The 24,042-nt window shown below is 71.3% G+C and carries 24 protein-coding genes; 15 read left to right on the top strand and 9 right to left on the bottom strand.

The annotated features are described in order from the left end of the window. The first annotated feature begins 27 nt into the window (after positions 1 to 27). Entirely contained in the window at positions 28 to 738 is a 711-nt protein-coding gene (locus BM051_RS20410) for a lysophospholipid acyltransferase family protein (RefSeq protein ID WP_092532744.1), read from the top strand. Here the strand turns inward: BM051_RS20410 and BM051_RS20405 are convergent. Continuing rightward, positions 735 to 1,547: an HAD family hydrolase gene (locus tag BM051_RS20405; protein ID WP_166677775.1), complete on the bottom strand. Its 813-nt coding sequence runs from the start codon at positions 1,545 to 1,547 to the stop codon at positions 735 to 737. The genes BM051_RS20410 and BM051_RS20405 overlap by 4 nt on opposite strands. A 76-nt stretch (positions 1,548 to 1,623) precedes the next feature. Between BM051_RS20405 and BM051_RS20400 the strand changes: the two genes are divergently transcribed. Beyond that, the gene (locus BM051_RS20400) at positions 1,624 to 2,514 is read left to right on the top strand and encodes an LLM class flavin-dependent oxidoreductase (protein WP_092532741.1); all 891 of its coding nucleotides are present in this window, start codon (positions 1,624 to 1,626) and stop codon (positions 2,512 to 2,514) included. 333 nt (positions 2,515 to 2,847) lie between these two features. On the opposite strand, the gene BM051_RS20395 is transcribed toward BM051_RS20400, so the two are convergent. Then, entirely contained in the window at positions 2,848 to 4,806 is a 1,959-nt protein-coding gene (locus BM051_RS20395) for a DUF6541 family protein (RefSeq protein ID WP_092532738.1), read from the bottom strand. 120 nt (positions 4,807 to 4,926) lie between these two features. On the opposite strand from BM051_RS20395, the gene glf reads away from it, so the two are divergent. The 3 genes from glf to BM051_RS20380 are packed head-to-tail and all read left to right on the top strand — an operon-like array spanning position 4,927 to position 7,581. Continuing rightward, positions 4,927 to 6,150, top strand: a complete 1,224-nt coding sequence (glf, locus tag BM051_RS20390) for a UDP-galactopyranose mutase (RefSeq protein WP_092532735.1) — start codon at positions 4,927 to 4,929, stop codon at positions 6,148 to 6,150. Beyond that, positions 6,143 to 6,655 (top strand): phosphatase PAP2 family protein, encoded by a 513-nt coding sequence (locus tag BM051_RS20385; RefSeq protein WP_092532731.1) that lies wholly within the window; start codon positions 6,143 to 6,145, stop codon positions 6,653 to 6,655. Before glf ends, BM051_RS20385 begins: the two co-directional genes overlap by 8 nt. A gap of 2 nt (positions 6,656 to 6,657) precedes the next feature. After that, complete coding sequence (locus tag BM051_RS20380; protein WP_092532728.1) at positions 6,658 to 7,581, top strand: decaprenyl-phosphate phosphoribosyltransferase; 924 nt, start codon at positions 6,658 to 6,660, stop codon at positions 7,579 to 7,581. 884 nt (positions 7,582 to 8,465) lie between these two features. On the opposite strand, the gene BM051_RS29160 is transcribed toward BM051_RS20380, so the two are convergent. The 3 genes from BM051_RS29160 to dprE1 form a co-directional block, all read right to left on the bottom strand. Then, on the bottom strand, positions 8,466 to 8,807 hold the full coding sequence (locus BM051_RS29160; RefSeq protein ID WP_092532725.1) for a YbaB/EbfC family nucleoid-associated protein: 342 nt from the start codon (positions 8,805 to 8,807) through the stop codon (positions 8,466 to 8,468). Between the two features lie 106 nt (positions 8,808 to 8,913). Then, a complete protein-coding gene (dprE2, locus tag BM051_RS20370) occupies positions 8,914 to 9,669 on the bottom strand; it encodes a decaprenylphospho-beta-D-erythro-pentofuranosid-2-ulose 2-reductase (protein WP_092532722.1) in 756 nt (251 codons plus the stop codon). Further along, entirely contained in the window at positions 9,666 to 11,033 is a 1,368-nt protein-coding gene (gene dprE1 / locus BM051_RS20365) for a decaprenylphosphoryl-beta-D-ribose oxidase (RefSeq protein ID WP_177216974.1), read from the bottom strand. The genes dprE2 and dprE1 overlap by 4 nt, the downstream gene beginning before the upstream one ends. 92 nt (positions 11,034 to 11,125) lie before the next feature. Here dprE1 and BM051_RS20360 point away from each other — a divergent pair, with 92 nt between their 5' ends. Both BM051_RS20360 and BM051_RS20355 read left to right on the top strand, forming a co-directional pair. Continuing rightward, complete coding sequence (locus BM051_RS20360) at positions 11,126 to 11,593, top strand: GtrA family protein (RefSeq protein ID WP_092532719.1); 468 nt, start codon at positions 11,126 to 11,128, stop codon at positions 11,591 to 11,593. 65 nt (positions 11,594 to 11,658) lie between these two features. Then, positions 11,659 to 13,593 (top strand): glycosyltransferase, encoded by a 1,935-nt coding sequence (locus BM051_RS20355; RefSeq protein ID WP_092532716.1) that lies wholly within the window; start codon positions 11,659 to 11,661, stop codon positions 13,591 to 13,593. Positions 13,594 to 13,664: 71 nt separating this feature from the next. Here BM051_RS20355 and BM051_RS20350 read toward each other — a convergent pair whose 3' ends face one another. After that, entirely contained in the window at positions 13,665 to 13,952 is a 288-nt protein-coding gene (locus BM051_RS20350; protein ID WP_092532713.1) for a hypothetical protein, read from the bottom strand. A gap of 150 nt (positions 13,953 to 14,102) precedes the next feature. Between BM051_RS20350 and BM051_RS20345 the strand changes: the two genes are divergently transcribed. From BM051_RS20345 to BM051_RS20330, 4 genes are all read left to right on the top strand, one after another. Beyond that, complete coding sequence (locus BM051_RS20345; RefSeq protein ID WP_092532710.1) at positions 14,103 to 14,882, top strand: ESX secretion-associated protein EspG; 780 nt, start codon at positions 14,103 to 14,105, stop codon at positions 14,880 to 14,882. 179 nt (positions 14,883 to 15,061) lie between these two features. Beyond that, positions 15,062 to 15,487 carry a hypothetical protein gene (locus BM051_RS20340; RefSeq protein ID WP_092533038.1) on the top strand — a complete coding sequence of 142 codons (426 nt, stop codon included), beginning with the start codon at positions 15,062 to 15,064 and terminating at the stop codon, positions 15,485 to 15,487. A gap of 52 nt (positions 15,488 to 15,539) precedes the next feature. Continuing rightward, complete coding sequence (locus BM051_RS20335; protein ID WP_218151700.1) at positions 15,540 to 16,037, top strand: DUF3558 domain-containing protein; 498 nt, start codon at positions 15,540 to 15,542, stop codon at positions 16,035 to 16,037. A gap of 10 nt (positions 16,038 to 16,047) precedes the next feature. Then, the gene (locus BM051_RS20330; protein ID WP_092532704.1) at positions 16,048 to 17,520 is read left to right on the top strand and encodes a hypothetical protein; all 1,473 of its coding nucleotides are present in this window, start codon (positions 16,048 to 16,050) and stop codon (positions 17,518 to 17,520) included. A 264-nt stretch (positions 17,521 to 17,784) separates the two neighbouring features. Here BM051_RS20330 and glfT1 read toward each other — a convergent pair whose 3' ends face one another. From glfT1 to wzm, 3 genes are read right to left on the bottom strand one after another with little or no spacing between them, the layout of a single operon-like run. Next, a complete protein-coding gene (gene glfT1, locus BM051_RS20325) occupies positions 17,785 to 18,777 on the bottom strand; it encodes a galactofuranosyltransferase GlfT1 (RefSeq protein WP_092532701.1) in 993 nt (330 codons plus the stop codon). Between the two features lie 31 nt (positions 18,778 to 18,808). Further along, positions 18,809 to 19,624, bottom strand: coding sequence for a galactan export ABC transporter ATP-binding subunit Wzt/RfbE (gene wzt, locus BM051_RS20320; protein WP_092532699.1), 816 nt, complete (start codon positions 19,622 to 19,624; stop codon positions 18,809 to 18,811). Between the two features lie 3 nt (positions 19,625 to 19,627). After that, entirely contained in the window at positions 19,628 to 20,527 is a 900-nt protein-coding gene (wzm, locus tag BM051_RS20315) for a galactan export ABC transporter permease subunit Wzm/RfbD (RefSeq protein WP_243859666.1), read from the bottom strand. Between the two features lie 177 nt (positions 20,528 to 20,704). Here wzm and BM051_RS20310 point away from each other — a divergent pair, with 177 nt between their 5' ends. The 4 genes from BM051_RS20310 (at position 20,705) to neuC (ending at position 24,039) form a co-directional block, all read left to right on the top strand. Beyond that, complete coding sequence (locus tag BM051_RS20310; RefSeq protein WP_092532693.1) at positions 20,705 to 21,334, top strand: hypothetical protein; 630 nt, start codon at positions 20,705 to 20,707, stop codon at positions 21,332 to 21,334. Between the two features lie 43 nt (positions 21,335 to 21,377). Further along, on the top strand, positions 21,378 to 21,815 hold the full coding sequence (locus BM051_RS20305; RefSeq protein ID WP_092532690.1) for a hypothetical protein: 438 nt from the start codon (positions 21,378 to 21,380) through the stop codon (positions 21,813 to 21,815). A gap of 87 nt (positions 21,816 to 21,902) precedes the next feature. Then, complete coding sequence (locus tag BM051_RS20300; protein WP_279587059.1) at positions 21,903 to 22,880, top strand: N-acetylneuraminate synthase family protein; 978 nt, start codon at positions 21,903 to 21,905, stop codon at positions 22,878 to 22,880. After that, positions 22,873 to 24,039 (top strand): UDP-N-acetylglucosamine 2-epimerase, encoded by a 1,167-nt coding sequence (neuC, locus tag BM051_RS20295; RefSeq protein WP_243859665.1) that lies wholly within the window; start codon positions 22,873 to 22,875, stop codon positions 24,037 to 24,039. The genes BM051_RS20300 and neuC overlap by 8 nt, the downstream gene beginning before the upstream one ends. Positions 24,040 to 24,042: the final 3 nt, after the last annotated feature.

Here is a 24,042-nt window from a genome sequence, read left to right as displayed (position 1 = left end):
GTAGGTTTGTCGCGTAGCCTGGGCTCGATGGAGCTTGTGTACCCGCCGGTCGTGCTCGCGGCGAAGGCGATGTTCCGGGTGCTCGACCTGCGGCTGCGGGTCGACGGCGCGGAGCACATCCCGGCCACCGGCGGCGCGGTGATCGCCTGCAACCACGTCAGCTACCTGGACTTCGTCTTCTGCGGCCTCGGCGCCCAACCGGCCGGCCGCCTGGTCCGGTTCATGGCCAAGCAGGAGATCTTCGCCAACCGGATCGCCGGGCCGCTGATGCGCGGCATGCGGCACATCCCGGTGGACCGCGGCGCCGGCAAGACCTCCTACGCCGAGGCGGTGGCCAGACTGCGGGCCGGCGAGGTGGTGGGCGTGTTCCCCGAGGCGACGATCAGCCGCTCCTTCACCGTCAAGGCCCTCAAGTCCGGCGCCGTGCGGATGGCCGCCGAGGCGAACGTCCCCGTGGTGCCGATGGCCGTGTGGGGCACCCAGCGGCTGTGGACGAAGGGGCGCCCGCGCCGGCTCACCCAGCGGCACCTGCCGATCTCGATCCTCGCCGGCGCGCCGCTGCGGCCGGCCGCCGCCGACGACCCGGACGCGCTCACCACCGAGCTGCGCGCGCGGATGTCGGCGCTGCTGGACAAGGTCCAGGCCGAGTACCCGGAGTCGCCGGCCACCGACGCCGAGCGCTGGTGGCTGCCGGCCCACCTCGGCGGCACCGCCCCCACGCCCGGCGAGGCCGCCTAGAACCAGCGCTCGAGCACCTGGGCCACGCCGTCCTCGGAGTTCGTGGCGGTCACCTCGTCGGCCGCCGCCAGCGCCTCCGGGTGCGCGTTGGCCATCGCGACGCCGTGCCCGGCCCAGCGCAGCATGGTCACGTCGTTGGGCATGTCGCCGAACGCGATGATCCGCTCGGCCGGCACGTCGAGGCGGTCGGCGACCTCGGCGAGGCCGCTGGCCTTGGTGACGTCCCGCGCGGAGATCTCGATCAGCCCGCCGCCGGTGGAGAAGGTGATCTGCACCGCGCCGTCCAGCACGGCACCGGCGGCCTCGGCCATCTCGTCGGAGGTCATGCCCCGGCAGCTGACCAGCAGCTTCACCGCCGGGTGGCCGAGCACCTCGGCGCGCGGCGCGGTCGCGCCCTCGCCGTCGCCCCACGGGTTGTGGTAGGCGGGCTCGATCACGAAGTTGCGCACGTCCCCGTTGGTGGCGCTGGTGCCGATCCGCTCGGCCGCGAGCCGGCACCCCGGCAGCGCCTCGTCCAGCGCGCCGGCGATGTCGTGCAGCAGCATCGGCGCCAAGCCACGGGTGGCGACCACCCGGTCGCGGCCGATGTCGTAGAGCACCGCGCCGTTGGCGCACACCGCGTAGCCGGTCAGCCGGGCCGGCCCGGCCACCGGCGGGATCCACCGCGGTGGCCGCCCGGTGACCAGCACGAACGGCACGCCGTCGGCGGCGACCTCGTGCACGACCGCCGCCGTGCGCGGGCTCAGCCGCTCGGCGGGGTCGAGCAGGGTGCCGTCGACGTCCGAGGCGATCAACGCGGGTTTGTCCACAACCCCATCCTCCCGTACTCACCGCCCGTGCCCCCGGGTGTCCGTGCTCACTACCACGCACCACTACGTTGATCACGTGCGAGTAGGCATCGTGATACTTCCGGAAGACCGTTGGTGGGCCGCCGAGCCCAAGTGGCGCGCGGCCGAGGAGTACGGCTTCGACCACGCCTGGACCTACGACCACCTCGGCTGGCGCTCCCTCGTCGACGGGCCGTGGTTCGAGGCCATGGCCACGCTGACCGCCGCCGCGATGGTGACCTCCCGGATCCGGCTCGGCCCGTTGGTGGCCTCGCCGAGCTTCCGGCACCCCGTCCCGTTCATGCGGGAGCTGATCACCCTCGACGACCTCGCCGACGGCCGGCTGCTGGTCGGGCTCGGCGCCGGGTCGGCGGCGTTCGACGCGAAGGTGCTCGGGTACCCGGAGCTGAGCGCGCGGGAGCGGGCCGACCGGTTCGTCGAGTTCGTCGAGGCGCTCGACGGCCTGCTCACCACCGACGGCTACGACCATCGGGGCACCTACTTCTCCGCCGTGGGGGCGCGGAACCTGCCGGGACCGGTGCAGCGGCCCCGGATGCCGTTCGTGATCGCCGCGAACGGGCCACGCACCATGCGGCTGGCGGCCCGATTCGGCTCCGGCTGGGTCACCACCGGTCCGCGAACCGACGACGTGGACGAGTGGTGGCGGGGCGTGGCCGAGCGGGCCGTCCGGTTCGACGAGACGCTCGACCGGGTCGGCCGGGACCGGACGCGGGTGCACCGCTACCTCAGCCTGGACGCCGCGCCGGTCTACTCGCTGACCAGTGTCGACGTGTTCGCCGAGGCCGCGGGCCGGGCCGCTGAGCTCGGGTTCACCGACGTGGTCACCCACTGGCCACGGAGCACCGGCCCGTACCAGGGGCACGAGTCGGTGCTGGAACAGGTGGTGGACACCGTTCTCCCCACCCTTCGGGATCACTCGCCAGGGTGAGAAACCGCACGAACGGAAACGGATCACCCACCCAGAGCGTCAGTCCGGGCACGGGGGAACGCAAGGGGGAGCCGGCCCGGTGGCACCGGGGGGATGCGACCGGGCCGGCACCAGGCACCCCGGGGGTGGGGACAGGGTCGCGCAGGGCCGAGCCCTGCACGACCCACGGTGCTGGGCTGGTTGCAGGGCCGAGCCCTGCACGACCCACGGTGCGAGCTCCTGCCGACCCAGCGTGGTCACCGGGAGCTCGCACCAGCACCGGTCGGGACACTTTCGGTAAGCGAGACTCGTGCACCTGGCAGCGGTCTTCCCGGGTGAGGCCAGCGCTCGGGGTCAGCTGACCAGGGTGTAGATCACGGCGTCGCGGTTGCGGTACGCCTGCTCCAGGAACGGAAGGCCGTCGAGGTCGCGCAGGCCGGGGGAACGGGGCACGTCCGGGCGGATCGAGCCGCTGCCGAGCAGCACGTGCCGGACGTTCAACCGCTCCACCGCGGCCCGCACCTCGGGGTTCGTCGCGTACTCCCGGAAGTGGTTGGCCAGCAGCACCGCGTCCGGCGGCGGCACGCTCGGGTCGTAGTGCGCCGCGACCGGCCGCACCCCGGCGATCGCGTACAGCCACGCCGTGCCGTCGTTGCGGTCGTTGAGCACCATCTCGCCCGGCTCGGCCAGTTCGCCCATCCGCCGCATCGCGGCCACCTCGGCCTCGGTCACCGGAATCTGCCGCCCCCAGGACTCCGGCCAGTTGTGGTACGCGTACGCCACGGCCGTGGCGTTGGCCGTCGTGTAGAAGCCGTTGGTGACCACGGCGAGCGCGGAGACGATCAGCACCGCGCTGGTCGCGCCGACCCTGGCGGGCGTCACCCGGATCCCCGAGGTCCAGGACAGCCGACCGACCAGCCTGGCAAGCCAGCGCTGCAGCTCGGCGAGGCCGTGCCCGGCGAGCAGGCACAGCGGGATCGCGGCCAGCGCCATCAGCCGGTACCGGTCGTTCCACCACGGCCGGGACAGCGCGATCACCCACGGCACCGCGCCGTAGCAGGCCACCAGCACGAACATGCCGGACAGCAGCACCGCGGACAGCCCGAGCCAGCGGAACGGCCCCAACGCGCCGAGGGTCAGCACACCGGCCGCCAGCAGCACCGTCAACCACAGCTGCGGCTCGTCGAGCACCTGCTGGAAGGTCACCAGCTGCTTGAGCGCGGTCGGCACCGGCAGGTCGGCACCCCACGGCAGGTAGGGGAACCCGCCGGCGGAGAACCGGATCACGCCGATCAGGTGCGGCGCGGCCAGCAACCCGGCGCCGAGCCCCGGCGGCAGCAGCAGCGCCAGGTCGCGCAGCGGCCGGCCCTCCCGCCGCCACCAGCGCTGCACCAGCATCGGGAGGGCGAGCAGGGCCGCGCCGAACAGCGCGCTGGTGTGCGCCAGCAGTAGCCCAGCGGTGGTGAGGGCCAGCACGATCCCCGACTCCACCCCGGGCGCCACCACGAAACGCCGGACGGCGACCACCCCGAGCGGGGTCAGCACCACACCCAACGCGAACGTCAGCAGGCCGCTGGACACCGACTCGTAGGCGCCGGTGGTGGCCGCGCCGGCGACGATGGCGGTGGCACCGGCGAACACCGCGCGCCCGCCGAACTCGCGGACCAGCGTGACCAGCGACAGCGCGAACAGGCCGGCGATCGGCACGGTGACGCCGTTCAGCACGGCGGGGATCGTCGCGCCGGACAACTCGTACACCAGCGTGCTGACCAGGTGGTAGGCGTTGGGGTAGTACGACCCGTCCGGGTACCAGTTGAGCGAGCTCATCCCGGTCAGCGAGCCGTCGCCGGTCTCGGCGATGTATCGCACGCCGTTGGCGTGGTACACGGTGTCCCAACGCTGGAACACCGCGCTCGGCCCCCCGGCCGCGGTCAGCACGGCGACCGCCGAGATCACGCTCGCCAGCGCGACGCACGCCGCCACCGCCACGTGCGCCCTGCCCCGCCAGGGCACCTGTTCGGGCGACGTGCCGGCCGCCTGGCCGCGGGTGGCGAGCCGGCGCAGCCCGGCCACCGCCGCGGCCATCGCCAGCGCCCACACCGCCGCGCTGACCACGGTGAACGAAATCCCGACCAGGCCGAGCCAGGGCCCGGCCAACCCCATGGACAGGTAGGTGAACAGCGGTGCCAGCCCGGCCAGCGCCCAGCCACGCAGCCCGGCCGCGAGCCCGAGCAGGACGCCCGGCACCGCGAGCACGACCAGGTAAACCCCGATCGTGCTCAGATAGGTCCAGACGGCATCCGGTGTGGGCACTGCTTCCTAGGATTCCTCGGTGTTCCTCGGGCCGTTCGTCGCGCCCCGTCCCAGCGGTCCTGCTGCCGAAACCAGCGGGCGGTGCGATCCGTAAAACGCGCGTCGGTACGCTGGGCGTCCGTGAGCGCGCACACGAACCCCCCCAAGATTACTGAAGGCGAATTCGCCGGCTTCGACCTGATCGTAGTCGGCTCCGGCTTCTTCGGTTTGACCGTCGCGGAGCGGGCGGCCAGCCAGCTCGACAAGCGGGTCCTGGTGCTGGAGCGGCGGAGCCACCTCGGTGGCAACGCCTACTCCGAGCCCGAGCCGGAGACCGGCATCGAGGTGCACCGCTACGGGGCACATCTGTTCCACACGTCGAACAAGCGGGTGTGGGACTACGTCAACCAGTTCACCGACTTCAGCGACTACCAGCACCGCGTGTTCACGATGTATCAGGGACAGGTCTACACCTTCCCGATGAACCTGGCGCTGATCAACCAGTTCTTCGGCCGGTCGCACACCCCCGACGAGGCCCGCGCGCTGGTCGCCGAGCAGGCGAGCGAGATCGACACGAAGAACGCGCAGAACCTCGAGGAGAAGGCGATCTCGCTGATCGGTCGCCCCCTGTACGAGGCGTTCGTCCGCGGTTACACGGCGAAGCAGTGGCAGACCGACCCCAAGGAGCTGTCGCCGTCGATCATCACCCGGCTCCCGGTGCGCTACAACTTCAACAACCGCTACTTCAACGACACCTACGAGGGCCTTCCGGTGGACGGCTACACCGCGTGGCTGAACCGGATGGCCGACCACCCGAACATCGAGGTGCGCTGCGACGTCGACTACTTCGACGTGCGGGACGCCATCCCGGTCGGCACCCCGACGGTGTACACCGGACCGCTGGACCGGTATTTCGACTACTCGGCCGGCCGGCTCGGCTGGCGTACGCTCGACTTCGAGCAGGAGGTCGTGCCGACCGGCGACTTCCAGGGCACCTCGGTGATGAACTACGCCGACGAGGACGTCCCGTTCACCCGGATCCACGAGTTCCGGCACTTCCACCCCGAGCGCGACTACCCGAAGGACAAGACGGTGGTGGTCCGCGAGTACTCGCGCTTCGCCAAGGACGACGACGAGCCGTACTACCCGATCAACACCGCCGAGGACCGCGAGATGCTCGAGCGGTACCGGGAGCTGGCGAAGGTCGAGGCGCGGGAGCGCAACGTCCTGTTCGGCGGCCGGCTCGGCACCTACAAGTACCTGGACATGCACATGGCCATCGGTTCCGCGCTGTCGACGTTCGACAACAAGATCGCGCCGCACCTCGCCGATGGCGCTCCGCTGGACGGGTCGCTCGATGCTTGAGAAGAGCCGGCCCTCGGGTGAGCTCGCCGTGCTCGCCGGGGTGCAGCGTGCGCTCAACCGGCGCCCGGTGGTGCGCGCGGCCCGCGCGCTGTCGCACTTCGGCGAGCACAGCGGCGGCTGGGTCGCGCTCGGCCTGGTCGGCGCGACCGTCGACCGGCGGCGCCGTGTCGACTGGCTGACCGCGGCCGCCGGCACGTTCGGCGCGCACGTCGCGTCGATCGCGGTGAAGCGGGTGGTCCGCCGGACCCGGCCGGAGCACCCGGCGGTGGAGGTGCTGGTCGGCACGCCCAGCCGGCTGAGCTTCCCGTCCGCGCACGCGACGTCGACCACCGCGGCGGCCGTGCTGTACTCGAGCTTGACCGGTCGCGCTCTCGTGCCGGTGCTCGTGCCGCCGATGCTGGCGTCCAGGATGGTCCTCGGGGTGCACTACCCGACCGACGTGCTGGCCGGCGCCGCGCTGGGCGGCCTGGTGGGTGGCCTCGTCCGAAGGAAGCTGAAGACCTGACCATGAGTGAGACGACCGAGCGGGTGGAGTTGGCCACGCCCGCACGCCGCGGCCCGGTGGGCACGGCGCTGGGGGTCGTGCGCACCGCACGGCCCCGGCAGTGGGTGAAGAACGTCCTCGTGCTGGCGGCGCCGTTCACCGCGGGGCAGATCACCAACGCCGCGGTGCTGCTGGACGCGGCCGTGGCGTTCGTGGCCTTCTCGCTGGTCGCCTCCTCGATCTACCTGGTCAACGACGCCGTCGACGTCGAGGCCGACCGGGCCCACCCGACCAAGCGGCACCGGCCGATCGCGGCGGGGATCGTGCCGGTGCCGGTGGCCTACGCCGCGGCCGTGGTGTTCTTCCTCGGCGGCATGGCCGTCGGGCTGGTGGCCGACCCACGGCTGCTGATCGTGCTGGGCGTGTACGAGGCGGTGCAGCTCGGGTACTGCTTCGGGCTCAAGCACCAGCCGGTGGTCGACCTGGCGATCGTGGGCTCGGGCTTCCTGATGCGGCTGATCGCCGGCGGTGTGGCGGCCGGCATCGCGCTGTCCCAGTGGTTCCTGCTGGTCACCGCGTTCGGCTCGCTGTTCATGGTCGCCGGGAAGCGGTACGCGGAGATCATGCTGTACGAGCGGACCGGGGCGAAGATCCGGTCGTCGCTGAAGAAGTACTCGGCGAGCTACCTGCGGTTCGTGTGGGCCACCTCCGCGGCGATCCTGATCATGTCGTACTGCCTGTGGGCGTTCGAGCAGCAGCAGCGGGCGGCCGAGGCGGTGTGGACCGTGGTGTCGATCGTGCCGTTCGTGGTGGCGGTGCTGCGCTACGCGGTGGACGTCGACGAGGGCAACGCCGGCGAGCCGGAGGAGATCGCGCTGCGTGACCGGGTGCTGCAGGTGCTCGGCGCGGTGTGGGTGGTCACCCTCTTCCTCTCGTTCTACTTCTGACCTGCTGGTCTGCTGCTGGCCTGATTCTGGTCCGCTTCTGGTCCGCGCTGACCTGGCCGGCCGCCGGGGTGGTAACAGGAATGTCACGTCCTGGTCCTGAGGTGGTGTGGGATGGTTGCTCCGGAGCTCACCCGGTCGGCAACCCGCAGCCCGGCACGGCGCACTCCATCGCCGGCGGGCGAGGTGGCCGGTGGCGGCGGGGATCGTGGCCGCGATGGTGTTCCTCGTGGTGCGGGCGCACCTCGTCGACGACGCCTACATCACCCGCCTACATCACCCGGTCCTACGCCCGCAACCTCGCGCTGCACGGCCACTGGGGACTGATCACCGACAGCACCCCCACCCCCGTGTTCGCCGCCGACGCCATCGTGTTCGCCGCCTCCGTCGTCGTGTTCGTGGTTCGCGTCGTCGTGTTGGCCGCTCGCGTTCGAGCTCGCTGGGGTGTGCTCGCACTCGGGGCGAGCCCGTAGGGGGGCCGCTCTTCCCTCACCGGGGCCGTGACGGCGGGTTCAGGGGGATTGGTGATGAGGAGTAGCCGGGCCACGTGACCGCACCAGAGGAGCGGTCGGACCACCCGGACCGCACGACAGGAGCAGCCGGACCCCGAAGTTGTCCCCATTTTTCGCGGAGCCCTTCCCCGACCCCGAGCACCGGTAAACTGGAAGCGGGGCCGGCCCCCTTGGTGCGGGTGGGGGATACCTACCGCCGGTTACGCGCAGTGATTGTCGCGGAGGACGCGGTCCTGCTGTGGGTGGGAGTGCGGCGACTGCTGAGTGCTGGCCGGGGTGGACATCCGTGGGCGTTCGGCACGGCTCAGCGCCTCCGTGCTCGATCAGGGCACCCCTCGATCGATCCAATCCTTGTGCACCGGGGCCGAACCCCGGTCAGCCGTGTGCGCCGCCGCCGGTGTGCCGGTACCGGTTGCGGGTCGGGGTCGGGCGGGGTGGTGGCGTCCGGCGGGTCCGCGCCGGCGGCGCGGGTGGTGCCGGCAGTGCCGGGGGCGACCCACTCGCCACCTCGGCGTCCTCGTCGCGCCCCGCCGCCGCGTGCTCGGTGGCCCGCCGGATCGTGGCGAGGATCTCCGCCTGCAGCTCGGTGTGTGTGCGGCGCATGGCCAGCGGGGACAGCTCCAGCCCGAGCACCGCGCCGGACGCCGCCGCCGTGACCCGCACCGAGCCGTCGGCGTTCCCGGCGTGCCCGACCGGCTGCTCGTCCCGCTCCGGCATGTCGTCCCCCTGCCTCGCCTCCCGACGCGTCTTCCGACGAAAACTTAACCGCCCGCCCGGAGGGGGAGAAGTCGCGGGGCCGGCGCGCCTTCCGCCGGGAGCGCGGCTAGATCGGCAGCTTGCGGAAGATCGGCCTCGGGATGTGCCGGAGCACGCTCATCACCGGCCGGAACGCCGCGGGCGCCCACACCAGCTCCTTGCCCTTCGCCACCGCGCCCACCGCGACCTCGGCGACCTGCTCGGGCGTCTGCGCCAGCGGCGCCTCGGCCATGCCCTCGGTCATCTTCGACCGCACGAAACCGGGCCGCACCACAGAGACCCGCACGCCGTACGGCCGCAGCGCCTCACCCAACCCGAGATAGAAGCCGTCGAAGCCGGCCTTGGTCGAGCCGTACACGAAGTTCGACCGGCGCACCCGCTCCCCGGCCACCGAGGACAGCGCGACCACCGCGCCGTGCCCCTGCCGCTTCAGCCGGTCGGCCAGCGCCACGCCCACCGACACCGCCGCGGTGTAGTTCACCGTGGCCAGCTCCACTGCCGTGGCGTGGTCCTGCCACGCCCGCTCGGCGTCGCCGAGCAGCCCGAAGGCGACCACCGTCACGTCGATGTCGCCGTCGGCGAACGCCTTCTCCACCACGCCGGGGTGGCTGGCGGTGTCGGCCGCGTCGAAGTCCAGTGTGGACACCTGCGCACCCTTGCCGCGCAGGCGTTCCACGACCGCGTCCCGGCGCGCCGGCGGCCGGGCGGCGAGCACCACCCGCAGCGGGCGGGCGGCGAGGTAGCGCTCGGCGATGGCCAGCGCGATGTCCGAGGTGCCGCCGAGCAGCAGCAGCGACTGCGGGTTGCCGGTCGCGTCGATCACAGTTCCAGCCTCCTGGCCATGTCAGAGGTGAACACGCCGTCCGGGTCGACGGAGTGGCGGATCTTGCGCCACTCGTCCAGCCGCGGGTACATCCGGGCGAAGCGCTCCGGGGTGGTCCGCGAGTCCTTCGCGGTGTACAGCCGGCCACCGGCGGCCAGCACGTCCTCGTCCAGCTCGTCGCAGAACCGGCCGAGCCCGTCCTTCACCGGGAAGTCCACGCTGAGCATCCAGCCGGGCGACGGCCAGGACAGCGGCGCCGGGTTGGCCTCGCCCATCCGCTTGACGACGTTGAGGAAAGAGTGGTGCCCGGAGGTGGCGATCCTGTGGCAGATGCGCCGGAGGGCGTCCTCCGCGCCGAACGGCACGGAGAACTGGTACTGCAGGAAGCCCTTCGAGCCGTACCCGCGGTTCCACTCACCGAGCATGTCCAGCGGGTGGTAGAACTGCGTCAGGTTCTGGATCTTGCCGCGGACCCCCCGGACCGGCACGGTGTGCTGCCACAGGTTGGTGATGAGTCCGAAGGTGAGCTTGTTGCCGAGGCCGTTGGGGAACACGTCCGGCAGGGTCAGCAGCTGGGGCGCGTCGAACTTCAGTGGGTCGCGGCGCAGCTTCTCCGGCAGCTGGTCCAGCCTCGCCAGTGAGCCGCGGGAGAAGGTCGCCCGGCCCATCCGGTCGTCGGCGGAGATCAGGTCCGGCACCGCCATCGAGTAGTCGTAGGCGAGGTCCGAGCCGTCGGTGAACAGTGCGAGCGTCTCGTCGAGGCTGCCGGTGCGGTCGGCGTCGACGACGAAGTAGGCGGTCTCGGTCGGCTTCATCCGCACGGTCGCCCGCAGGATGATCCCGGTCAGCCCGATCCCGCCGACGGTGGCCCAGAACAGCTCGGTGTCGGGCCCCTCCGGGGCGAGCGTGCGGATCCGGCCGTCCGCGGTGAGCAGGTCCATCGACACCACGTGGTTGCCGAAGCTGCCGGCGCTGTGGTGGTTCTTGCCGTGGATGTCGTTGGCGATCGCGCCACCGATGGTCACCTGGCGCGTGCCGGGCAGCACCGGCACCCACAGGCCGTGCGGCAGCGCGGCCCGCATGAGCTGGTCGAGGCTGACCCCGGCGTCCACGTCGACCAGCCGGCTCTCCGGGTCGATCGAGTGGATGGTGTCCAGCGCGGTCATGTCCACCACGAGCCCGCCGGCGTTCTGCGCCGGGTCGCCGTAGGAGCGGCCCAGGCCGCGGGCGATGACACCGCGCGGACCGGCCTCGGCCACCGCGCGGGCGATCACCTCGACGTCGGGGGTGCGGAGCACCTCGGCCACCGTCGGCGCGGTCCGGCCCCAGCCGGACAGGGTTCGCCGCTCCACGTGGAAGGTCACGGGCCCAGGGTAGCCAGTCCCAGTCCGTGGCCTCCCGGTGACCGCTTCTACACTTTCCCCGTCCACCGGACCCGAACCGACGAGGTTGAGCAGTGGTGACCACCGACCCGCAGGCCGGCCCGGCGGCCGCCCGCCCCGGCTCTCCTGGCCTGCTCGGCCAACTGGTGCGGTTCGGGCTGATCGGCGGCTTCTGCGCGCTGCTGGACTTCGGCAGCTACTCCGCCCTGCTCGCGCTGGGCATGTCCGGGGTGCCGTGGGTCGACGTCGCCCGCGCGATCAGCTTCGTGATCGGCACCACCACCGCGTTCTTCCTGAACCGCAGGTTCACCTTCGCCGCGGGCCAGCGCGGAGGCGCCGGGCAGGTCGGCGGCTTCGCACTGCTCTACACCGTCACGTTCTTCGTCGCGGTCGGGGTGAACCGCGCGATGCTGGCCCTGCTGTCCGCCGCGTCTTCCTCGGGGTGGGAGACCACCATCGCGTGGGCCGTCTCGCAGGCAACCGCGACCACCATCAACTTCGTCATGCTGAAGTGGGTCGTCTTCCGCGAGCCGCGACCGTGAGAAGCTCACCTCTTCACCCCGCACTTTGTCAGCCCGTTCACAGCCCTATGGAGGACTGAGGTCACATGCCCGGGAAAGCAGCACCGGCCACCGCGTCGAAACCGGCCGACAACGGCACGGCACCGGATGCCGCCGAGCACGTGGCCCTCACCGAACGGGCGCCGCAGGGCCGGCTGCTGGCGCAGCGCGGCCTGTACGCCGGGCCGTCCGACCTGGTGAGCAAGGATCTCTACGCGCAGGTCGTCACGGGCGTCGCGCTGCGCCGGCGCAGCGGGGTCACCCTCGAGCCGGCCGCCACGGTGTCCGGCAACACCTACTTCGGCCGCTTCCCGGCCAGTTACTGGCAGCGGTGGACCACCGCGGGGCAGGTTCGGGTCGAGGCGACCGTCACCGGGTCCGGGCTGCTCACCGTCGGCGCCTCCGACGCCGAGGGCGAGTCGCGGATCGTCGCCGCGCAGTCCGTGCAGGGCGTGCGGGGCGCGACCGTGACGCTGGACGCGAAGCTCGACAAGTTCCTCGACGGCGGTGCGCTGTGGCTGGACCTGTCCACCGAGGCCGAGCAGCTCACCGTGGAGAACGTGCGCTGGACGGTCGAGCCGCCGGAGCGAATCCGGCCCACCGCGGTGACCATCTGCACGATGAACCGGGCCGACGACTGCCTCGGCAACCTCCGCGCGCTGGCGGGCGACCTGTCCTCGCTGGAGACGCTGGACGCGATCTACGTCGCCGACCAGGGCACCGACACGGTCGAGTCCCGCGAGGGCTTCGCCGAGGTCGCCGCGCAGCTCGGCGAGAAGCTGCACTACATCCGGCAGCCGAACCTCGGCGGCGCCGGCGGCTTCACCCGCGGCCTGTACGAGGTGGCCGGCAGCACCGAGACCGAGCACGCGAACGTGCTGTTCATGGACGACGACGTGCTGCTGGAGCCGGACCTGGTGATCCGGCTGACCGCGTTCTCCAACCGCGCGGCCAACCCGCTCATCGTCGGCGGCCAGATGCTCAACCTGCTGCACCCGAACCAGCTGCACGTCGGTGCCGAGTACGCCCGGCTGAACACGCTGGAGCCCGGCCAGCCGGTGGAGCACAGCCTGTCCACCGCCGACCTGCTCGGCGTGGACGAGGAGACCGGCAAGCCGAACCGGCAGGAGCGCCGGCTGGACGCCGGGTACAACGGCTGGTGGTCCTGTCTGATCCCGTACGAGGTGGTCAAGGAGGTCGGCTACCCGCTGCCGTACTTCTTCCAGTGGGACGACGCCGAGTACAGCTACCGGGCCAGGGCGCACGGCTTCCCCACGGTGACCCTCCCCGGCGCCGGGGTGTGGCACGCCGACTTCCACTGGAAGGACTGGGACGAGTGGCACCGCTACTTCAACCTGCGTAACTCGATCATCACGGCGGCGCTGCACAGCCCGTTCAACGTCAACCTGCTCACCCGAGTGCTGGTCGCGCAGCTCGTCCGCTACCTGCTGGGCATGCAGTACGGGCTGTCCGCGACGCTGATCAAGGCGGTGGAGGACTTCCTGGAGGGGCCGGAGATCCTGCGCGACGGCGGGGTCGCGGCGATGCAGGAGATCCGGCGGCTTCGGGACCAGTACCCGGAGACCAAGCGGCACCCGGCCACCGACGTCCCCGGCATCGCGTCCAGCGACATCGGCATCATCAACACCGCGCCGCGGCCCAGCCTGCAGCGGGTGGTCCTGCTCAAGCGCGTCCTCGACCGGCTGTTCGGCCGGCACCGGTTCGGCCTCGGCGCGATCCCCTCGGACGAGGCGCACTGGTGGCACGTGTCGCTGTTCGAGACGGCCGTCGTCACCGACGCCTCCCAGGAGGGGGTGCGGGTGCGCCGCTACGACCGGCAGCGGATGTTCGACCTGGCCAGGCAGGGCGCGAAGGTCCTGCAGCGGCTGCGCAGGGAGGGCCCGGCGGTGCGCGAGCGGTACCGGCGCGCGCTGCCCGAGCTGAGCAGCCGGGAGAACTGGACCCGCCTCTACGGCCTGTGACATCAGGCGACATCGGGGCCGGGTGGTGCGTCGCGCCGCCCGGCCCTGCCGCGTCTCCGGCCCCCGGTGGCTCAGTGGATGCCGAACACGCTGCCCTTGCGTTGCTGGTCGTCGACGTAGGCCACGGCCACGTGCGCGAAGTTGACGGAGAACGCCTGGCCGTCCCGGGTCCGCAGGGTGGCCATCGCCTGGTCGGTCAGTAGCGAGGCGACCTTGCCGTACAGCTCCTCGGCGTCGCCGGGTGGCAGCGCGAACAGCAGCGGCTCCCCGCCGCCGGCGAGGTGCACGACGAGCGCGGGCTTCTCCAGCCGGGTGCTGTCGGTGCCGGCTGGCTTCTCGGTGGGCTTGTCATCGGCCATGATTTCCAGCAGAGCAGTCGCGCCGGTGGTGGGACAAGGCGGTTCGCCCAGGGCTGAGCGGGTGTCGCCCGGATGCGGCATCCACCTGCGGTGGCGGCCGGCGGTGGGCTAACGTGCTGCCCAGCGATCGGATTCCAGGGGGAGCGCCGGATGTCGTACTCGTTCTCGCTGTCGCTGGCGGCGGTGGACATACTGCTCGAGCACGTCTCGCTCGGCCGGGCGCCGTTCCCGTTCGAGGTGCCGCACATCGGCACCACGCGCAGCCAGCGGGCGCAGGTGCGGGACGCGGTGTTCCGCGACCTCGACGGGCGCGGGCTGCTGAGCCGCGGCCAGGTCGACCCGGATGTCGAGCTGGCCCTGCGCACCTTCGTGGACTCCCCGGTGGCCATCACCGCCGCCGCGCAACTGGACAAGGGCAGGCGGCTGTTCGCCAGGGCCGGCTCGACCGGCCAGTACGGGCTGCTCGTCCGGCAGGACGACAACCTGCTGGTGTTCGAGGAGACCCGGCCGACGGGGATCGTCCCGGCCGTGGTGGACCTGCTGCCGCTCACCCCGGCCGCGGGTGGCCAGTCGGTGACCGTGGCCCGGCCGGCCCGCGCCCGTCGGCCGCGGCACGCCGCGGACGAGGGCGGCTACGACCCGTTCGCCGGGGTCGCGGCGCCCCGGTCGCACTCGGGTGGCCAGCTGCGGATGGTCGAGCGCCTGTTCGAGAAGCCGAAGCTGCGGATCGGCCAGTTCACCGTGTTCGTCAAGGGCCCGGACGGCAGGGAGGGTCCGCTCGGCCCGATCGCGTGGTTCGACACCGAGGACGGCCGGTACCTGAGCACGATGCGCGAGGCCAGCGACGGGCAGCAGTGGATCACCTACGCGCCGGCCGACAACGCGCGGATCGCCCAGCAGCTCTACGAGCAGCTCGAGGGTTACCTGTAGGGCCCGGAACCGACACTGGGCGGGGCGCGTCACACTTCAGGGAGCCGGGGTGGGACCTGATCCGGCGAAGTGCCGGTGGCGCACCGTGGTCACCCAGTAGAATCAGCGCGCAGGCGAGACCGGCGACGAGGTGGGGCGACGTGGCGAACTTCCAACCGGACCCGGGGCAGGGCTCCGCGATGGGTGCGGCCATCGGCAGCATGTTCGGGTCCAGCGGCTCGATCAGCGCCAAGGCCGTCGAGGCCACCAAGGCGGAGACCCAGAAGTTGATCTCCGCCGCCAAGTCCGGCGGCTTCCGCATCTCCGAAGAGGCCGTCAAGCCGCTCCTCGACTCCATCTCCACGATGCAGCACGAGCTCACGGCCCTGATGCGGGGAACATCCCGCCTGAGCCAGACACCGAAGTTGGGGAGCCACGAGTACGGCCAGACCGTCGCCGAGCACGACCAGAAGGCGGCTACTTCGGAAGCCGGTTCCGCGATCGTGGTTCTGGAACAGTTCCGCCAGGTGTTGGTTCAGGCGACCGAGGCGTTGCAACGCGCGGCCGGCATCTACCGGGAGAACGAGGAGAGCGCCCAGTCCTCCATCCGGAACTTCCAGGTCTGACGGCATGCGCACTATTGCAACGACGGTCACGCCCCTCGCCGTAGCACTGCTCGTGCTCACCGCGTGCGGTGGTGAGGGAGGCACCGCACGGCCCACCGAGCAAAACCCCACGACCGGCAGCCCGACGAGCGCCTCGTCACCCTCGGCAGGAGGCGACACCAGCGCAGCGGGGTTGGATCCGTGCGGGCTGCTCGACCCGGCGGAGCTCGCGGAGTTCGGCACCTTCTCCGCCGGGCGCCCCGTCAACCAAGGCGGTGCCCGCGGGTGCGATTGGATCGCCGATCGCGGCCCCTATGCCGGGCTCGGGGTCGGCGTGGACATTCGAGACGCGCAGGGCGTCGACGAGGTCAACGACCTCGGTGACGGTGTCCAAACCGGCGACATCAACGAGCGCCCGGCGGCCCAGACCAGCACGCTCGGCGCGTGCATCATCGCGCTGTCACTGGGTGAGAACGCGCGTGCGGACGTGTCCGTCAACGCGGGGGAGCGTTCCTGCGAGATCGCCGACAAGGTCGCCGGCATCGTCGAGCCGAAACTTCCGGAGAGCTGAGGGGATCGACATGACCACCGAGAACCCGACCGCGCCACGGGAGCTGAGCGACCGGGAGATCGCCGAGCTCTCGCCGGCCGACCGTGAGCAGTACTTCCGCGACCGGGCCGCGGCGGGCGTCGACGACGGCGGCCTGTTCGGCTGGTTCCAGCGGATGCAGGCGCAGGCCGAGGGGGAGCGGCAGGCGCAGGAGCAGAGCGAGCGCAACGTGCGGACCCTGTCCTCCGGCGACGTCCAGTACGTCGAGGGGCTCCGACCCTCGGACGCCGACTACCAGGGCCACGAGCACGCCCAGCTCACCCAGTACGTCACCCAGAACCTGGAGCCCGGCCAGGTGGTCGAGGTCTCCGAGGCGTACCACGAGCTGCACAAGGCGTTCAACGACTTCGCCACCCAGCTCAAGGCCGCCATCGCGAAGTCCGAGAGCGAGTGGGAGGGCCCCGCGGCCGAGGACGCGCGCGGCTACTTCACCAGCCTGCAGACGTGGGCCGACGCCAACTCGACGAACGCGAAGCTGGCGTCGGAGACCATGTACCAGCAGTCGGAGGCGGCCACCTCGGCGAAGAACCGGATGCCCGAGGAGATCCCGTTCAGCTGGGACACCGAGATGAGGAAGTGGGCCAGCAACCCCTTGGACGTGATCGACAACGTCAACCAGTCGATCGAGACCTACCGGGCGAGCCAGCAGGCGCACGCCGAGGCCGCCTCGGTGATGACCCAGTACGACAACGACCTGTACGCGGCGGCGTCGAAGCAGCCGGTGTTCGCCGAGCCGCCGAAGTTCGGTGAGGGTGGGGGCGGCGCGGTGACGCCACCCGCGGGATACGGGACGGGCACCGGCAACACCGGCGCCTCCGGCTTCGCCGGCGGCACCCCCGGCTCCTCCGCCCCGCCGTCGGCGATTCCCGGCGGTGGCGCGGCCGGTGGCGGAGGCGGCACCCCGGGTGGTGGTGGCGGGTTCACCCCGATGCCCGCGCCGCTGGGCCGCGGCCCTTCGACCGGCTCGGGCGCGGTCCCGCCGGCCCGGACCCGCCCCTCGGGCTACCAGCCGCCCGCCACGAGCATGCCGCGCGGTAGCGGCGGCGCCCCGCCCAGCACCATGGGCGGCATGGGTCCGGTGCCGGTCGGCATGGGCGGGATGGGCGGCCTCGGCGGTGGCTCGGACTACAGCAGCAAGATCGGTCGTGGCGGTGGTGGCTTCGGCCCCGGTGGCAGCGGTGCCGCCGGCGGCGCCCCGGGCAGCGGTGCCGCCTCGGGTGCGGCCCGGCCCGGTGGGGTGGGCGCCGCGGAGGCCGCCGCGGGTCGCGCGGGCGCGGCCGGGCGTGGCATGGGCGGCGGCATGGGTGCGATGGGCGCCGGCGGCGGCCGCGGCCAGGGCGGTGAGGACAAGGAGCACCAGCGGCCGACCTACCTGGTCGAGGGTGATCCGGACGAGCTGTTCGGCACCGACCAGCGCACCGCCCCGCCGGTCATCGGCGAGTAGCGCCCGCGGCCCCGCGCCGTCCCCGCCCGCGCGGCCTCGCCTCGCCGCGCGGGCGGTGCCCTGAAGACCACCTTGATCGCGCCCACCCGTCTCCCCCCCACCCGAACGGAGACGCCGCACGCCACTGTGCTTGATCAACGCTCCCCTACCGCGCGCCCACTAGCGCGCAGCGGGGACACACCGGCGTCTACATGGCGCTCGCCGCGGGAGGTGAGCGACGCGCGGACAGTGAGCTCCGGGGTGGCTCGGGGCGCGGCGAGGGGCTCAGTACCGGAAGAAGCGTTCCCGGCGGCCCAGCCGCACCAGGCGCAGCCACTGCGCGAACGCTTTCGGGTCCCGCTTGACGCCGATGAAGTACAGCCCGAACCGCAGCACCTCGAGCGCGCCGATCCGGCGCATCCCCGGCTGCGCGAGCAGGTACCCGCGGTTGCGGTAGGTGTAGTAGCGCTTGACCTCGTTCTCCGGGTCCTGCGCGTGGAACCGGCCACCGAGCATGGGCTTGAACTCGTCCGACCCGTTCGGGTGCAGGTACGTCGCCTTCAGCGACGTGCCGAACGGCAGCCCGGAGCGCACCAGCCGCCGGTGCACCTCCACCTCGTCGCCGCGGAAGAACAACCGCAGGTCCGGCACGCCCACCACCTCGAGCGTGGTCGCGCGGAACAGCGCTCCGTTGAACAGCGAGGCGATGCCGGGCAGGAAATCCTCGCCCAGCCCGCCGGCGCCTGAGGCATCACGCAGCTCGCCTGCGCCTGAGGCATCACGCAGCTCGCCGGCGCCTGAGGCACCACGCAGCTCCGCTGCCGACCGCTTCCAGGTCAGCCCGCGGCGCAGCGGGAACGCCAGTTTGTCCGGCTCGTCGATGTTCACCACCACCGGTGACACCTCGGCCAGCCCCCGCCGCTCCGCCTCGTCCAGCAGCACGGCCAGCACGGTCTCGTCGGCGGGCCGGCCGTCGTCGTCGGCCAGCCACACCCACTCCGCGCCGAGGGCCAGCGCGTGCAGCATGCCGAGCGCGAAGCCACCGGCGCCGCCCAGGTTGCGGTGCGAGGGCAGGTAGGTGTGCGGCAACGGGTACGTCGACACCACGTCGCGGGCGGGCTGGTCGGGTCCGTTGTCCACCACCACCAGGTGGTCCACCGGCCGGGTCTGCGCGGCGATCACCTTCAGCGAGTCGGTGAGCAGCTCCCGCCGGTGCCGGGTGACCACCACGCCCACCACCGCGCCGGGACCCAGCGGGGCCGGCTCCTCGCCGCTCACGATGCCTCCTGGCCGCACGCTGGGTTGCCCATCACTCGCCGCCCTTGACCGCCACGGGGTGCCCGGCGGCGATTCGCTCGGCCACCTCGGCACTGATGTTCTCGAACGGGTCCTTGCCCTTGTACGCGGTGAGCACCTCGCGCAGCGAGCCGCGCAGCTTCATCCTGCCCTCGTCCATCCACACCGCCGAGGTGCACAGCTCCAGCAGCAGGTCGTCCTGGTGCGAGGCGAAGACCAGCAGGCCGGAGCGGTGCACCAGGTCCACCAGCCGGTCGCGGGCCTTGTTCAGGAACGCCGCGTCCACCGCGCCGATGCCCTCGTCGAGCAGCAGGATCTCCGGGTCGATGGAGGTGACCACGCCCAGCGCCAGCCGGACCCGCATGCCCGTCGAGTAGGTGCGCAGCGGCATGGACAGGTAGTCGCCGAGCTCGGTGAACTCGGCGATGTCGTCGACCCGCTGCTCCATCTGCTTGCGGGTCATTCCCAGGTAGAGCCCGCGGATCATGATGTTCTCGTAGCCGGAGATCTCCGGGTCCATCCCGACGCCGAGGTCGAACACGGGCGCGACCCTGCCCTTGATCCGCGCCGAGCCGCGGGTGGGCTCGTAGATGCCGGAGAGCAGCCGGAGCAGGGTGGACTTGCCGGCGCCGTTGTGCCCGACCAGGCCCACCCGGTCGCCCTCGCGCAGCGAGATGGTGATGTCGTGCAGCGCCTCGATGATCGGCACCCTGCTCTCGGTGCCGATCTTGCCGCCGACCTTGCCGAGCACCTTCTTCTTCAGCGACCGGCTCTTCGCGTCGAAGATGGGGAAGTCGACGTAGGCGTTGGAAACGTCAATGCTGACCATCTGTCACACCCAATACGAGACGCGAGAACGGTAGTTGCGCAGCACGACGAGCGCCAGTGCCCAGCCGACCACGGTGATGCCGCCGACGATCACCCAGTGGTGCCAGCTCTGCTCGTTGCCGATCAGCGGCGCGCGGACGATCTGGATGAAGTGGTAGAGCGGGTTCAGCTCGGCGATCAGGTCCCGCCAGTCCACGGTGTCGCCGAACCGCTGCTTGAGGATGTCGGTGGACCACACGATCGGGGTCATGAAGAACAGCAGGTTGATCAGCGCGGAGATGACCTGCGGGATGTCCCGGAACCGGGTGGAGATGATCCCGAGCAGCAGCACCACCCAGCCGGCGTTCAGCGCGAGCAGCGCGAACCCGGGGATCGCCAGCAGCGCGCTCCAGTCCAGCCCCGGCTGGGGGATGCCGCCTTGGGTGATGGTGTACCCGGGCCGGCTGATGGAGCCCCAGAACACCGCGATCATCAGGGCGTAGACGATCAGGTTGTGGCCGAACATGATCGTCTGCCGCCACACCGTGCGCAGCACGTACACCGACAGCGGCGCCGGCAGGTGCTTGATCAGCCCCTCGTTCGAGATGAACGTGTCGGCGCCCTCGGTCAGGTTGCCCAGCAGGAAGTGCCAGACGATGAAGCCGGTGGTGATGTAGGGCAGGAAGGTGCCGATCTGCGAGTCGAACAGCTGTGAGTAGAGCAGCCCGAGGCCGAGCGCGGTGATGCCCATGCTCAGCGTGATCCACAGCGGGCCGAGTACCGAGCGGCGGTACCGCTGCTTGATGTCCTGCCAGCCCAGGTGGCTCCACAGCTCACGCTGTCGGAACCCGTTCCGGAGGTCGGCGAACGCTCTGGCCCACGAGCGGTTGCCCGGCGCCGCGGGCGCGGGCGCGGCTGCGGTCACGGTGTCTTCACTACCCGCCTTCAGGGTGCTGGTGGCCTGCACGAGGTACGAGAGTACCCACGCGCGCGCACCGCCTCGGCGGACCCCGGTGGTGGGCGCGGCCGTTGACCCGTTCGGTGATCGGCGGGGCTGGTAGCTTGTCCGGTCATGGATGTCGCCGCCCCCTCGTCGAGCCTGATGGTGCGCCTGATCGAGGCCTACGCGGACCGGCCCAACCCGCGCACTGTGGCGGTGGTCGGCAACCAGCCGCTGCCGCCCGACGAGTACCGGGCGAAGACCATCGACTCCTGCGACGTGGTGTTCCGGGTGAACGGTTTCGTGTGCGACGAGCCGGACGGACCGCCGACCGTCGGCAGCCGTACCCATGTCGTGGTGTTCAACCGGGCGCTGCGCGCCACCCGCTGGGTGTTCCGCGACTACCGGTCGCGGCTGTACCTGCTAGCCGAGCCGGGCCGGCTGCACTGGGAGCCGGAGGACATCCCGCCGTGGTGGCCGGCCGACCTGGGGTTCGTGCCGGTGTCCAACCGCGAGGTGACGTTGCCGCTGTCCCGGGCGCTGGGGTTGGAGACGATGGCCGAAGGAAGCTGGTCGACCACCGGGACGATGGCGGCCTGGATCGCCCGCACCTCGTTCCCGGAGGCCGACCTGGTGCTGAGCGGGTTCTCCTTCATCGACAACCCGAACCAGACCCACTGGGAGCACGCCTCCGGTGACTCGTGCCCGGTCGGCCCGGAGCACCGGATCGCCGTCGAGGGCCGGATGCTGGAGTCGTGGACCCGCACCGGCAACACCCGGCTCCTGCGATGACTCCGTTGTTCAGCAGCTCCAGGCAGACATAAAGGACGTTTCGATGGCATTGGGCAGAGTGCGCAGGCTGGTCGCGACCAGGCTCGCCAACATGGTCGACTTCCGAATCAACGAGCGGGTGCGGCCGCTGGAGGAGCGGGTCACCGAGCAGGAGCACTGCACCGTCGACCACCGCAAGCGGCTGGACGCCGTCGAGGGCGGGCTGGAGCACGTCCGCGGCGACATCCGGTGGATCCAGAACGAACTCGACCGGCTGATGCCGCACGTGGCCGCGCTGGAGGACCGGCTGGAGACCCTGCGCGAGCGGCTGGCCGTGGTCCCGCCCGCGGACGAGCCGGAGGTCGCCGAGGCCCGGTCGCTGATCGAGGAGATCCAGCGGCAGCACGCGCAGATCCGGGTTCGGCTGACCGGCATCGCCCGCTACGAGGACCGGCTGCGCAAGCTCGAGGAGCGGCTCGCCTCGAGCAACGGCGCTGGGTGAGTCCGAGCCGTCCGGGTCGAGTGTCGAGTGGGAGGCCAGATGTTCCAACTTGGGGACCGTGCCGTCGGTACGGACCATCCGCCATTGGTGATCGCGGAGATCGGGATCAACCACGAGGGTGATCCCGAGAAGGCACACCGCATGGTCGACGACGCCGCGGACGCGGGCGTGGACTGCGTCAAGATCCAGACGCACGTGGTCGACGACGAGATGATCCCCAACGACGTCGTGCCCGGCAACGCCGACGAACCCATCTGGGACATGATGAACCGGGTGGCGCTCTCCGCCGACGACGAGCGCGCGATCAAGCAACACGCCGAGGACCGAGGACTGCTGTTCCTGTCCACCCCGTTCTCCCGAGCTGCCGCGGATCGGCTCGAAAGCCTCGGCGTCTTCGGTTACAAGATCGGTTCCGGGGAGTGCAACAACTATCCGCTCATCCGGCACATCGCGAGCAAGGGCAAGCCGGTCATTCTGTCCACCGGCATGAACGACATCGCGTCGATCGCGCCCGCCGTGGACATTCTTCGTGCCGCCGGAGTGGGTTTCGCGCTCCTGCACTGCACGTCGCTCTACCCCACCCCGCCGGAGCAGGTCCGGCTCGGCGCCCTCGCCGAACTGCGTGCGGCGTTCCCCGACGCGGTTCTCGGCCTTTCCGACCACACGACGTCGATCTACCCCTGTCTCGGCGCCGTCGCGCTCGGTGCCTCCGTGCTGGAACGCCACTTCACGTCCGACCCGACATGGCCGGGGCCGGACATCCCGGTGTCCTCCAAGCCCGAGGAGTTCGCCCGCCTCGTCGAGGGCGCGAAGCTCATTCACGCCGCTCGTGGCGGGGGCAAGCAGATTCTTCCGGAGGAACAACCCACCATCGACTTCGCGTACGCGTGTGTCGTGACGACGGCGCCCGTCGCCGAAGGCGAGGCGTTGACCACGGACAACGTCTGGGTGAAACGACCCGGGACGGGGGAGATCAAGGCGAAGGACTACGACGATGTCCTTGGTAGGAAGGCCACCAGGGCGCTACCGGCGAACACCCAGCTCGGGTGGGCGGACCTTGCCTGACCGAGGGCGGTCCGGCGGATCCGCCGACCATGATCGTCGCGAGGTCCTCTTCCTCACCGGCACCAGGGCGGACTTCGGCAAGCTACGCGACGTGATGCTGGCCGTGCAGGAGAGCCCCGTGCTGTCGGCCCGGGTCGTGGTGACCGGCATGCACATGCTGCGCCGGTACGGCTACACGGTCCGGGAGATCGAACGGTGCGGGCTGCGCCGCCTGCATCTCATTCCGAACCAGATCGAGGACGAGCCGATGGCGCTCGTGCTCGCCAACACGGTGCAGGCGTTGGCCCGCCTCATGCACGAGGAACGCCCCTCGGCCGTTGTCGTGCACGGTGACAGGGTGGAGGCCCTCGCCGGTGCGCTGGCGGGCTCGCTGAGCAACATTCGGGTGATCCACATCGAGGGCGGCGAGGTCAGCGGAACCATCGACGACGCCATCCGACACTCGCTCTCCAAGCACGCGCACGTGCATCTGGTGGCGAACGAGCAGGCCGCGCGCCGGCTACGGCAGCTCGGTGAGGAGGACGAGCGGATCTTCGTGGTCGGCAGCCCCGAGGTCGATGTGCTGACCTCGCCCGACCTTCCGACCATCGACGAGGTCCGGCGACGGTACGACATCCCGTTCGACGAGTACGGCGTGCTCGTGCTGCACCCGGTGACCACCGAGGCCAGGGCGAACGGCCCGAACGCCGCAAGCGTCGTGGATGCCGTGCTGCGCGGGGACGGGAACTGGGTCGTCATCGACCCGAACAACGACGAAGGCTGCCGGGACATCCGTGACCAGCTGGACCGGCTCCGTGGCGAACGGTTCGTGCGGCTTCCCTCGATGCGGTTCGAGTACTTCGTCTCGCTGATGAAGCACGCCACGGTGCTGCTGGGAAACTCGAGTGCGGGGGTCCGGGAGGCGCCGGTCCTCGGCACGCCCTCCGTCACCGTGGGCAGCCGGCAGCGCAACCGCGCACTGGCGGAGAGCGTGTTCACGGCGGACCCGGTCGCCGACGAGATCAGCCGGGCCCTGGAACGGGCCCGCCAGCTCGGCCCGTTCCCGCCGCACAACGGGTTCGGTGAGCGAGGTGCTCGGCGCAGGATTTTGGAGCTGCTGTCCGGGGAGCAGATCTGGAAGCCGTCGTTGTACAAGGAGTTCGTCGACCGCGACTGCTGATCC

Source organism: Amycolatopsis arida, from assembly GCF_900115565.1.
In the GTDB taxonomy this organism is placed as follows: Bacteria; Actinomycetota; Actinomycetes; order Mycobacteriales; family Pseudonocardiaceae; genus Yuhushiella; species Yuhushiella arida.
This window is presented reverse-complemented; position numbering and strand designations above follow the sequence as displayed.

Bases quoted from the DNA above. Each gene is read 5' to 3' on its own strand.
- BM051_RS20410 (WP_092532744.1), top strand. From the start codon at position 28: ATGGAGCTTGTGTACCCGCCGGTCGTGCTCGCGGCGAAGGCGATGTTC.
- BM051_RS20385 (WP_092532731.1), top strand. From the start codon at position 6,143: ATGCTTGAGAAGAGCCGGCCCTCGGGTGAGCTCGCCGTGCTCGCCGGG.
- BM051_RS20380 (WP_092532728.1), top strand. From the start codon at position 6,658: ATGAGTGAGACGACCGAGCGGGTGGAGTTGGCCACGCCCGCACGCCGC.
- BM051_RS29160 (WP_092532725.1), bottom strand. From the start codon at position 8,807: ATGCCGGAGCGGGACGAGCAGCCGGTCGGGCACGCCGGGAACGCCGAC.
- BM051_RS20355 (WP_092532716.1), top strand. From the start codon at position 11,659: ATGCCCGGGAAAGCAGCACCGGCCACCGCGTCGAAACCGGCCGACAAC.
- BM051_RS20350 (WP_092532713.1), bottom strand. From the start codon at position 13,952: ATGGCCGATGACAAGCCCACCGAGAAGCCAGCCGGCACCGACAGCACC.
- BM051_RS20345 (WP_092532710.1), top strand. From the start codon at position 14,103: ATGTCGTACTCGTTCTCGCTGTCGCTGGCGGCGGTGGACATACTGCTC.
- BM051_RS20340 (WP_092533038.1), top strand. From the start codon at position 15,062: ATGGGTGCGGCCATCGGCAGCATGTTCGGGTCCAGCGGCTCGATCAGC.
- BM051_RS20330 (WP_092532704.1), top strand. From the start codon at position 16,048: ATGACCACCGAGAACCCGACCGCGCCACGGGAGCTGAGCGACCGGGAG.
- wzt (WP_092532699.1), bottom strand. From the start codon at position 19,624: ATGGTCAGCATTGACGTTTCCAACGCCTACGTCGACTTCCCCATCTTC.
- BM051_RS20310 (WP_092532693.1), top strand. From the start codon at position 20,705: ATGGTGCGCCTGATCGAGGCCTACGCGGACCGGCCCAACCCGCGCACT.
- BM051_RS20305 (WP_092532690.1), top strand. From the start codon at position 21,378: ATGGCATTGGGCAGAGTGCGCAGGCTGGTCGCGACCAGGCTCGCCAAC.